This is a genomic window from Chryseobacterium sp. GW823-FHT05E08 (genome assembly GCF_058795655.1).
In genome coordinates this window covers 1-11,011 of record NZ_JBXAHY010000004.1, presented here as the reverse complement: position 1 = coordinate 11,011, position 11,011 = coordinate 1, and the positions used below count along the sequence as shown (strand labels likewise).

Sequence of the window (11,011 nt, the reverse complement as noted above, 5' to 3'; positions counted from 1 at the left end):
ACAATAAAAATTAATAACAAAATATTGATAGTGAATAAATAAGCATATAAAAAATATTATAAAAATATTTCATACTTTGTTGAATTTTCTTAACTTCACTTTACCAAACTTTAAATACCATGAAAAAAATTAAATTTTCAATTGCAATGTCTCTAGTCGCATTTGCTGTGTCTGCTAACCTAAATGCACAAGACACGAACACGGACAATCATACAATTACTATTAGCATCCCAGAAGTTGCTTTAGTTGATATTGAACCGGCAGCTACTAAAAATATTACTTTAGGCTTTACAGCTCCTACTGAAGCAGGACAACCAGTTACTGCAAATGCTTCCAATACGACGCTTTGGCTGAATTATTCTTCCATTAAATCTGTTGCAGATCCTACCCGTAATGTTACCGTAAAACTCAACGCAGTTATTCCGGGAATAGATATTCACGTTACAGCCGCCGCCGCTACTGGTGCAGGTGCAGGAACATTGGGTACTCCATCAGCACAGTTAACATTAAGTGCTGTAGATCAGACAATCGTTTCAGGAATAGGAAGTGCTTATACCGGAAATGGAGCTAACAATGGTCATAATCTTACGTATGCCCTAGCCGCAGGTAGCGGACCTGGTGGAATTGCAGCCTATGCAGATCTACAGGCAACTGCGACTACTGTTGCTACTGTTACTTACACGATTTCAGACAATTAAGCCTGAAAACATCCCATTATAAGTAAGAAGAAATCGATTTATCAGTTTCTTCTTAGCTTTCTTTTGCCTTCTATTAACCATAAAACTTTACATTTAAAATGATAAAGCGCATTCTCTTTTTTGTTTATCTGCTCATTCCGTTTACATTTTTACAGGCCAGCATCGTTGTCTTAAATGGGCTTACCCACAACTATAAAGTAGAAAACGGACAAGTTTATAAAGGAAAAATTGCCCTAGAAAATACAGATAACAAACCGCAAAGTGTAAAAATATTTTTACAGGATTTTACGTATCAGGCAGATGGAACAATCGGCTACACCAATCCACGTACGAATGAAAGAACAAACACAGATTGGATCAAGCTTAATACCAATTTTATCACATTAAAAGGCAAAGAGAAAACAGAGGTATACTATGAAATCACCATTCCAAAACAACTTTCGAAAGCGGGCAGTTATTGGAGTGTGATCATGATCGAACCAGTAGAAGATATAAAGCCAAGTGATAGCAAGCAAGGAGTTAATATAACTTCTATCATCCGATATGCCATTCAGGTAATTACAGATTATGATTCTGAAAAAGTAAAACCCGATCTAAAATTTGAAAGCGTAAAAATTGAAAAAGAAGAAGGTAAACAAATTGTAAAAATTGCAATAGCCAATAAAGGAAATATTTATTCTAAACCTACAGCATCTATCGAAATATACAATCGTAAAACAGGACAAAAAATGGGTGCTTTTTCTAGTCAGGCAATGGGATTATTACCAACAACATCGAAATCATATCATATTGATCTCGATAAAATACCGCCTGATCAATACAATGCCGTCATCATAGCAACCGATGAAGACGAAAATGCATTCGCACTGAATGTGGAACTAGAAGTAAAAAATGATTAAAAATTGGACACTTTATTTTATCATTCTATTATCATTCCCAGTACATATTTTTTCTCAGCAACAACCTAAAGAATTTGTCAGCAAAAAAGATAGTCTACTGCCGGGAACGGCTACTTCTATTTCCTTTACCATAGAAAACATGACCTCAGAAAATAAGGTTTATGATTTTCGAGTAGAAACTTCCGGTCAGTATATTGTCCCTATTATCACAAAAAGTGAATATCCTGTTTTGGCAGGACAAAGTTCTGTTTATATTGTTCCTTTAAGAATTGCTGCAGAATGTCCACAAGGAAATTATACGGTAACTTTATATGGAAAAGAGAAAAATAATGGCAACCCTATCATTAAATCTTTACAGGTAATCGTTTCCGGAAACAAAAAACTTTCCGTAACAGCGATCAACTCTCCTGAATTTGTAAAAGCCGGAGAAACGATCAACTCATCTTTTCTATTAAAAAATAGCGGAAACATCACCGAAAATCTTTTACTCGAAAGTAAAAATGCAGTTGTTGATAAAGGATCTCATCTTCTTCTACAACCCGGAGAAACAAAAATTGTTACCGTTAGCAAAAGTACAAGTCCCGATTTAGGAAAAAATGAATATTTCAATTTAAATCTTTCAGTTTCTTCTGTTGATAACCCACAAGAAATTCAAACAGTTTATACAAGTACCAAAATTATTTCCATTAAACCTACTGAAGACGATATTTACCATCGTTTACCTATTTCAGCATCTTTATCTTTCATTGGAATGGAAAACAGAGGGATTTATCATGATGGTTTTCAAGGCGAAATTTATGGTAAAGGAAGCCTAGACAAAGAAAATAAAGGACAAATTGAATTTCATGTTGTAACCAAAAATCCTGTAGAGTTTAATTCTTTTACTCAATATGAAGAATATTTTATCAATTATAAAAGAGATAACTTTTTCGTTCATCTGGGTGATAAAACGTATACTTCCTCTTATCTTACAGAATTTGCAAGGTACGGACGAGGTGCAGAATTTAGATATAACTTTAAAAAATTCAGCATAGGAAGTTTTTATAATCATCCGAGATTTTTCCGGGATGTAAAAGATGAATTTAATGTCTATTCAACCTTTAAACTTAATAAAGAATCTGAAATTACAGCCGGTTATTTATACAAAATACCAAGAACTGAGGATGTAGGATTTAGCCTTAATGGATTGAAACTAGATTCTAATGCTCAACTTCCCTACGCAACAGGAAAATTTAAACTTAATAAAAATATTGACGTTTCTGGTGAAGTGGCTTACAGTAAAACTGACCGAACGGAAGGAAACGCCTACATGATACAGGTTTTGGGAAGCTTTGAAAAATTCAACGGAAATATAATGTATATGAGGTCTAGTCCACAATTTGCTGGTTATTTTACAAATACCAGTACCATTAATGGAAATCTTCAATACAAAATTTCAAAAAGGCTCAATCTATTCGCCAATTATGTACAGGATGCAAGAAATTTTAAAAGAGATACTCTATTTCTAGCAGCTCCGTATAGAAATTATCTTCAGTATGGAATCAATTATAAATATTCAAAAAAAGGGTCTTTGATGATTTATAATGGATATCAGAAATACCAGGATCGTTTGGAGCCCAGACAATTTGATTATTATGAAAGATTCGTCAGAGTAAGTGTTGATCAGCAGATTGGTATTTTCCAGATCAATGCGCAATCTCAATTTGGTCAAACGGATAATTATCTATCGGATTTTACAGGAAATTCAAGTTTTTATACTCTTAATTTGGCTTTTGAAAAATTTAAAACCTCTTTTAATGTATTTGGAAGTTATGCCATAACATCCCGATATCAGATGCAAAATGAAAAACAAATATATTATGGAGCCCGAATTCTAAGCAGATTTTCAGACGATACCTCTTTAAGTATTTTCTATCAAAATAATTACCTTCCTGAAGAATATTATAATGATCGAAATTTGTTTGAAATTGTTTTTCACCAACAGCTTTTTAAAGGTCATGAATTTGATGTTTCCGGTAGATATGCTTTACAACGTGGGCAAATAGGAAATAAAGATTTTATATTTTCACTTCGTTATACATTGCGTCTCAATGCTCCCGTACAAAAAATTGCAGAATACACTACTTTATCTGGAAACATCGGTAATCTTGGAACAAAAAAAATTGACGGGATAAGACTTATGATGGGCAGCCATCTCTCTGTAACGGACAAAAATGGAAATTATATTTTTAAAAATGTAACTCCCGGAGATTATCTCCTCGAAATCGATCGTTCAACAACAGAAATTAATGATATTGCTGATATTACATTACCTACTCAAGTGTTATTAACTAATAAAGAGAATGTTTTTAATTTTAATGTAACGACAGCTGCAAATATTCAAGGTCATATTCAGTTTAATGAATCTTCGGAAAACAATCAGTTGAGTTTTGCTCAATTTCAATTTAATAAAGAAAAAAAGAAAAGAGAGAGCATTATTATTGAAGCTTCTAATGGTGAACAAGTTTATAGAAAAGTAGGCTTTTTAGGAGAAAATTTTGATTTTACCTATCTGCGTCCCGGCACTTGGAATGTAAAAATATACAGAAATGGTTTGGATAAGCGCTACAAAATTTCAATGGATACTTTTAGTTTTACATTAAATCCTTCGGAAACCAAAGATCTCATTATTAATGTGGTAAAGCAACAAACGGAAGTAAAATATCAACAAGAGTCTATAAAAGTTGGTTATAATGAAATAAAAAAGAGAAAATGAGATTCTTCACCGACATATTAGTAGCATTTTGTTTAACTATATCCAGTATACTATTTTCACAAACCACTGGAAATAGTGCTGTTTCTATAACATTACCTGTCGTAACTTTATTAGATATAGAACCAACAGGAAATTTTACATTAAATTTTACTGCCCCAACAGAAGCAGGATTAACGGTCGTAAATCCGGCAGTTAATACTACGAAATGGATCAATTATACATCTGCAATTGCTCCGGCAGGTCTTACAAGAAGAGTTACCGCATCTGTTAATCAAGTCATTCCGGGTGTCAATATAAGATTACAAGCGGGAACCGCTTCCGGAGCTGGTGGTGGGACTTTAGGAACTTCTTCCGGACAAGTGACCCTTACTACTACACCTGTTACCATCATCACCGGAATTGGAGGAGCATTCACAGGAAACGGAGCAAATAATGGTCATCAACTCACCATCAGCCTTGTTCCAAATACATATGCCAATTTATCGGCACGCACCAATACTCCGGTCGTCATCACTTATACTATTACTGAGTAAAATTAATTATCATGAAGTTTAACAGCCATTTTTCCGAAAAATCTTCTCTGACAAAATATTTTTATATTGTTATTCTTTTGGTATTTAGTCAGTATCATAAAGCTCAGACTTTAACAGTAACTGGTACAAGTTGGGCAGTCCCTATTACTACAATCACTGAAGCCGGAACCAATTATAGCGGGACTTATCAAAGTGCAGCCAATCAAGTACTGTTAGCGGCGAGTGTTCCTATACTTTTAGGTAGTGCAAAAGTTTCTGTACATTATCAAGCTAATCCTACATGGCATAATTCACTGGTTTTATCTGCGAGAAGAACAGGAAACGGAACAACAGTTTGTGTTCTATGCACGATTACCGGAGGTGCAAATTATCAAACTCTTACACTGACCGATGTTGAATTGTTCAGAATTGCTGCAGTTTTAGCACTTGGATCATACAGCAATATTCCTATACAGCTACAGTTGAGTGGCGTGTCTGTTACCATTCCTGCAGCTACTTATAACAGCAGGGTCGTTTTTACCATTAGTGCTCTTTAAAAAAATACCTCCCTTCAATAACATTGAAAGGAGGATATAATAAAATAAACTAGTAGGTTCTAATGTTTTGCCCACCAAAGTGGAGTAAGAACTTCATCTGTTCCTCCTAACAATTGTACTGCTTTAGTATAACCGTTGGGATCTGAGTTTCTGAAACTGCTAGGATAAGGCAATCTTTGCGGGAAATTTTTCACTGAATTTGTCATAAAATTGGAAGAATTTAAATTCGGTAAATTTGGTAACGGGGTTTCAACTGCAGGGTTTTCAAAGAACGGTAAGCCCAATCTTCTTTGATCACTCCATGTTTCAAGCGGTAACCATGGCGTGTTAGCAATAAATTTTTGAGTAATAATCTTAGTTAATTTATCATTTCTGATATTTCCACCTTTATAAATTGTATTTGAAGGATAATTAATTGTAACAGTTCCTGCTACACCTGTTTTACCATCAACATAATTCATAGAATGTGATGCACCCGGCTCTGTTGTATGAGAATAGTTTGCAGATGTACCGTCTCTATTATAATCTGTCGAAGAAATATAAGTAGAATAATATTGACCAACTCCATTATATGATAAACTTTCCTGAACGCCTTTATTATACGCTGCTTCATCTGACATAGGTGTAATCCAACCTCTTAAATTGGCTTCAGCAATTAAAAGATAGCTTTCCCAACTTCCAAAAAATACTCTTTTGTTTGTACTGTTTCTATATTGCTGCCCTATACTTGGCGTATAAATGGCTGATCCTCTTACATCATTTAATGACAGGGCTGTTCCCCAGTTTCCAATTGTATAAGCATTCCATGTATATTTAGTATTAACTGTAACTTTTGATCCGTCAGAGTATCTCATATCTTTCATCATAGCTGCATCAGAAACTGCATATCCTTGTGGAAATATAGGACTTGCTGTATTTCCAGGAATAAAAAAAGTTTTATATGCTCTTGGATCTATTTTATTAGGTAAGCCATCTAAAAAATAACCTGTTGAAGGATCATTCGTTTTTTGAGGATATTGACTTGTAAACTTTTTACCGATATATCCATCAGGTTTAATGTATGACTGTAAATCACTTGATAACTGATTTTGTGATGGTACTCCTCCTAAACCAAGATATAAATTATTGAGTGTAGCCGAGATTATTTGCTGATTCCAAGGTCTGGACATTACTCCTGTTAAATCATTCCAGCCATCTTTTTCTGCAACAGCAAAATTTTCATCAGCATTAGATATAAATTTATTTGAAGATACTGCATCTTCAAATTCTGTTTTAGCTTTTGAAGGATCAACTTCGGATAGTCTCATTGCTAATCTCATTCTCAGAGAGTTGCCATATTTCACCCATTTATTCCAATCCATTTGATAGGCAATATCTTCTTTTTTTACATCATCACCTACAGTAATACCAGTGTTTATTTTTGAGACTGCATCTTTTAATTCTGATAAAATAAAGTAATACACATCTTTCTGATTATTAAACTCAGGATTTACCCCCTGAAAAGCATCTATTGGAATAGATCCAAAATTATCTGATAATTCACTCATTAGATAAGCTCTCCATATTCTGGATATTTGGATAACGTTATCATTATAATTTGCTCCGGTACCATTCAAGCTTTTTTCTCTACCAGTACGAATTGCAAGGTTAGCATCATTAAGCCATTTGGATATATATCCCCAATAGTTGGAAGTATATCCATCATCATAATTTCCTCCTGCAATAGATGTTTGATAATGCTGTCTCCCCGCACTTTTCCAATAGATAACAAAAGTTCTTTCAGCAACTTCCGGGTTCATTTGAGCACCTAGCATAGAAGATGCCAAAAAGTATTCGGGCAAAACCTGTTCAACAGTTGCAGCACTCGGATCTATGTTCATTTCTTCAAATCGATCACAACTGTTGCTTGAAACTAGTACAAATACAGAAAATAATAGAATTTTTATGTTAATTTTTTTCATTTTAATAATTTTTAAAATCCGACAGTTAAATTAAATACAAAGTTTCTTGACGTTGGAAATGAAAGATATTCATATCCGGTTGCATTAGTATTTACAGCAGATGCAGATTCAGGATCAACACCTTTTACTTTACTATAAAGCATCAATAAATTATTTATAGAAAAGGAAATTTTCGCACTCTGAAAAGCCGTATTTATAAATAATGTTTTAGGAAAATTATAACTTAATTGAACATTTCTTATTCTTACATTGGTTGCATCATAAATATTTTCTTCATTAATTCCTAGATTACTGCTTCTGCTCGAAACTGCTGTCCAATAATCCTGTGGGGTAACAGCAGTTCCATTTACTGTATATCCGCCATTTCCGTTTGGAACAACCCCATCTACTATAAAGGAATTTCTACCTCCATCTACAACAGTCTCTTTAGCAAGGCCTGCTCCCTTTAAAGCTAACATTGTTCCTGAAAAAAAATTCCCTCCGAATCTTCCATCAATCTGAAATGAGAATCCAAAATTTTTAATTGTAAATCCGCTGGTTAAACCTAATAAAGCTCTTGGTGTCTGATCTCCTAAAACATATTGCTTTCCATCTGAAGTAGGTAATCCTTGCCCATCAAGAATCTTCTGTCCAAAATATGGGCTTGAAGAATCTTCCACACGAGCATATTTTGTACCTATAATCACTCCATACCGTTGTCCTGTGTAAGCTACAACTCCAATCTTATCAAATCCAATAATGTTATAAATATTAATATCATCTGTTAATTCATAAATTTTGTTTTCATTTTTAGAGAAGTTAACATTAAGATTCCAACGGAAATTCTGCTTACGTATAATGTCTGCATTTAATATCACCTCAATACCTTTATTACCAATATCTCCTGCATTTATTTTTCTTGCTACATAACCCGATAATGGATTCATTGGCAAATTGATCAACTGATTTGTAGCATGAGTATTATAATAATTAACATCTAAATCAATACGATCATAGAAGCGGAGATTGACTCCGGTTTCAAATGTTTTAAGAATTTCAGCAGTAACAGCAGAGTTATATAAAATCGAACTAAAATTACTTGCTGTATTATTTGGGTAGACTGATTGCTCTGTCCTGAAATAATTTAACAGTTCATTAAAACCTAAGCCATTACCTGTTTGTGCATAAGAAGCTCTGATTTTAGCAAAAGTTATAAACCTTCCGAGAAGCTCTTTATCCCATATTTTTTTGAACATATCTGTAACCACTAAAGAAGTATTTGCAGAATAGTAAGAAAAAGAGCGATTCTCTTTACTCAAAGTAGAAGACCAATCATTTCTATATGTTGCACCTAAAAACCAAAAATTATCATAATTTATATCGAAAGTAGCAAATGCAGAATTCACTTGTTTTCGAATTCTAGCTTCAGAAACATCTGGTTGTCTATTTACTATATTGGTAACAGTAAAATAATTCGGAACGGCAAGGCTACCGCCAATTGAACTATCATTGTAATTATAAGTCATTATCTGTCCAAAAACTGAAGCGGCTCCACTCCATTTTCCAAATAAATTATCTTTTTTAAGATTTAAGCTAGCAATATAATTGTTTTCTACAGATTTATTAAATGATGTAGAATAACTATTTACAACATTTCCTCCTGTATAAACTTTTTGCTCTGCCTTTGTATTGTATAAATCAGAACCAACTTTCAGGTCAAAATTAATCCAGTCTGCAAAGCTATATCTTATATTTCCGTTTAAAAAGAATCTATTTCTTACATCCTGATTCAATCTGTTATTAACCGACCAATAAGGGTTATTTCCGTCTTTTATATACCAATATTGCTTTGCTCCCAAAACATCCATTCCTTCTTGAAAATCTGCAAGATTTACCGTTGTAGGCAATGTGAGTATATTACCATAATAATTATTTGGATTTTCTCCTCCTACAGGCCTGTTCTTTGCAAATGAATTTATGTATTGAACTTTTATATCTGTAAACCATCTATTGTTACGTCCAAATTTCGAGGTAGCTCGGGTAGTGATATTAAGTCTTTCATATTTCGTCTCAGGAATCATTCCATTATCATTTAAATAACCTACGGAAGAAAATAGAGTTGTATTTTCACCGATAGCCTGTTGAAATGTCAATGTATTATTATTAGTAATTCCTGGTTTAAAAAAGGTTTTAAAATTGTCATAAGAACGTAACGGTATATTCTTTCCATCCCAGTTTCCAACGATTTGTCCGTTGATCTCCTCTCCCCAACTAGACCCTCCATCTATAACATACTTTCCAGCATTGCCCTGAGAAAATTGTTTTTGAACCTGTGGTACCATGAAAAGAGTTTGTACATTTAATGTATTAGAAAACACTATTCCTGCTCCTTTACTTTTCTTACCTGTTTTAGTGGTAATCATAATAACTCCATTACCTGCCCTTGAACCATATAAAGCAGATGCTGCACCACCTTTCAAAACGGTAATATTCTCAATGTCTTCTGGATTAAGATCACTCAATCCATTACCCATATCCATGGTAGGGTTCCAAAAATCATTGTTATTTGCTCCCGTAAAGTTTGACATTGGAGTTCCATCAACTACGATGAGAGGTTGATTATCGCCAGTTAAAGAATTAAAACCTCTTAAAATAATTTTAGAAGATGCGGCTGGCCCAGCACTAGATTTTACTAATTGTAGACCGGTAACTTTTCCTACCAATGCATCTGTAACATTATTTTCTCTTGCATCAACCATCGTTGAGCCTTTAATATCCTGATAAACATATCCTAAGGCTTTCTTCTCTTTTTTAATACCGTATGCAGTAACTACGACTTCATCAATTTTTGATGTTTTAAGAGAATCTTTTTCTTGGGCATAAAGTCCATTGAGACAAAATAATGTAGATTGGAGGATTCCAACCTTAAATATTGTTTTTTTCATATTGATGTGCTTTGATACAAACATAATAATATTTTAATATTTTTTAACATATTAAAACAAATCATATCAAATTTTCAATGCAACAAAAACAAAAATCAACAATTACATTAATAAAAATGAATTTTTAAAAACAAAAAAAGAAAATTTTTAAAAAGAATAGGAATGGTAATGAATAATAAAAAAATAGGTTTACAGAAGGTTAAACGTTTTATCGAGAAATATTCAGTAAAACAATATAAAAATGTCTCACCCAAAACTGTATGTGGATAATGGATTACAGGATAATTTTGTGAAAAGATTAATATTTGTTATTCTAGCACATTAACAATTAAAATATTTCAATTATCTATTTTAATATAGATTTTTAAGACACATCAAGAATATACTACCATAAATAATAGAACAAATTTGAGATAATAATTTCATCAATAGGAGCGGGTTTTAACCCGCTTTGATTATTAAATTTATAACAAATTGGCTTTAATATGCATCTAGCATCTAGCATCTAGCATCTAGCATCTAGCATCTAGCATCTAGCATCTAGCATCTAGCATCTAGCATCTAGCAAAATTACTGATCAATGATAATTTATCAATGATCAATGATTTCTTTGTATTTGGGATATGGACAAAAAAAAAGTCTCATACAAATGAATGTATGAGACTTTTAAATAAAAACTGGCGGCGACCTACTCTCCCGCTTTCG

At 33.2% G+C, this 11,011-nt stretch carries 7 protein-coding genes; 5 read left to right on the top strand and 2 right to left on the bottom strand.

What is annotated here, in order from left to right; genetic code table 11:
* Positions 1-119: 119 nt before the first annotated feature.
* From AC1Q7L_RS14225 to AC1Q7L_RS14205, 5 genes are all read left to right on the top strand, one after another.
* Entirely contained in the window at positions 120-698 is a 579-nt protein-coding gene (locus AC1Q7L_RS14225; RefSeq protein ID WP_410693752.1) for a hypothetical protein, read from the top strand.
* A 98-nt stretch (positions 699-796) separates the two neighbouring features.
* Positions 797-1,597 (top strand): WxL protein host-binding domain-containing protein, encoded by an 801-nt coding sequence (locus tag AC1Q7L_RS14220; protein ID WP_492307013.1) that lies wholly within the window; start codon positions 797-799, stop codon positions 1,595-1,597.
* A complete protein-coding gene (locus AC1Q7L_RS14215; RefSeq protein ID WP_492307014.1) occupies positions 1,590-4,352 on the top strand; it encodes a COG1470 family protein in 2,763 nt (920 codons plus the stop codon). The genes AC1Q7L_RS14220 and AC1Q7L_RS14215 overlap by 8 nt, the downstream gene beginning before the upstream one ends.
* Positions 4,349-4,885 (top strand): hypothetical protein, encoded by a 537-nt coding sequence (locus AC1Q7L_RS14210; protein ID WP_492307015.1) that lies wholly within the window; start codon positions 4,349-4,351, stop codon positions 4,883-4,885. The genes AC1Q7L_RS14215 and AC1Q7L_RS14210 overlap by 4 nt, the downstream gene beginning before the upstream one ends.
* An 11-nt stretch (positions 4,886-4,896) precedes the next feature.
* A complete protein-coding gene (locus AC1Q7L_RS14205) occupies positions 4,897-5,421 on the top strand; it encodes a hypothetical protein (RefSeq protein WP_492307016.1) in 525 nt (174 codons plus the stop codon).
* A gap of 59 nt (positions 5,422-5,480) precedes the next feature.
* Here the strand turns inward: AC1Q7L_RS14205 and AC1Q7L_RS14200 are convergent, their stop codons facing one another.
* Together AC1Q7L_RS14200 and AC1Q7L_RS14195 are read right to left on the bottom strand one after the other, a co-directional pair.
* Positions 5,481-7,382 carry a SusD/RagB family nutrient-binding outer membrane lipoprotein gene (locus AC1Q7L_RS14200; RefSeq protein ID WP_492307017.1) on the bottom strand — a complete coding sequence of 634 codons (1,902 nt, stop codon included), beginning with the start codon at positions 7,380-7,382 and terminating at the stop codon, positions 5,481-5,483.
* An 11-nt stretch (positions 7,383-7,393) separates the two neighbouring features.
* Positions 7,394-10,306: a SusC/RagA family TonB-linked outer membrane protein gene (locus AC1Q7L_RS14195; RefSeq protein ID WP_492307018.1), complete on the bottom strand. Its 2,913-nt coding sequence runs from the start codon at positions 10,304-10,306 to the stop codon at positions 7,394-7,396.
* Positions 10,307-11,011 lie beyond the last annotated feature (705 nt).

Excerpts from the sequence above, each read along its gene's own strand:
- AC1Q7L_RS14225 (WP_410693752.1), top strand. The coding sequence starts at position 120 with ATGAAAAAAATTAAATTTTCAATTGCAATGTCTCTAGTCGCATTTGCT.
- AC1Q7L_RS14220 (WP_492307013.1), top strand. The coding sequence starts at position 797 with ATGATAAAGCGCATTCTCTTTTTTGTTTATCTGCTCATTCCGTTTACA.
- AC1Q7L_RS14215 (WP_492307014.1), top strand. The coding sequence starts at position 1,590 with ATGATTAAAAATTGGACACTTTATTTTATCATTCTATTATCATTCCCA.
- AC1Q7L_RS14210 (WP_492307015.1), top strand. The coding sequence starts at position 4,349 with ATGAGATTCTTCACCGACATATTAGTAGCATTTTGTTTAACTATATCC.
- AC1Q7L_RS14205 (WP_492307016.1), top strand. The coding sequence starts at position 4,897 with ATGAAGTTTAACAGCCATTTTTCCGAAAAATCTTCTCTGACAAAATAT.
- AC1Q7L_RS14200 (WP_492307017.1), bottom strand. The coding sequence starts at position 7,382 with ATGAAAAAAATTAACATAAAAATTCTATTATTTTCTGTATTTGTACTA.
- AC1Q7L_RS14195 (WP_492307018.1), bottom strand. The coding sequence starts at position 10,306 with ATGAAAAAAACAATATTTAAGGTTGGAATCCTCCAATCTACATTATTT.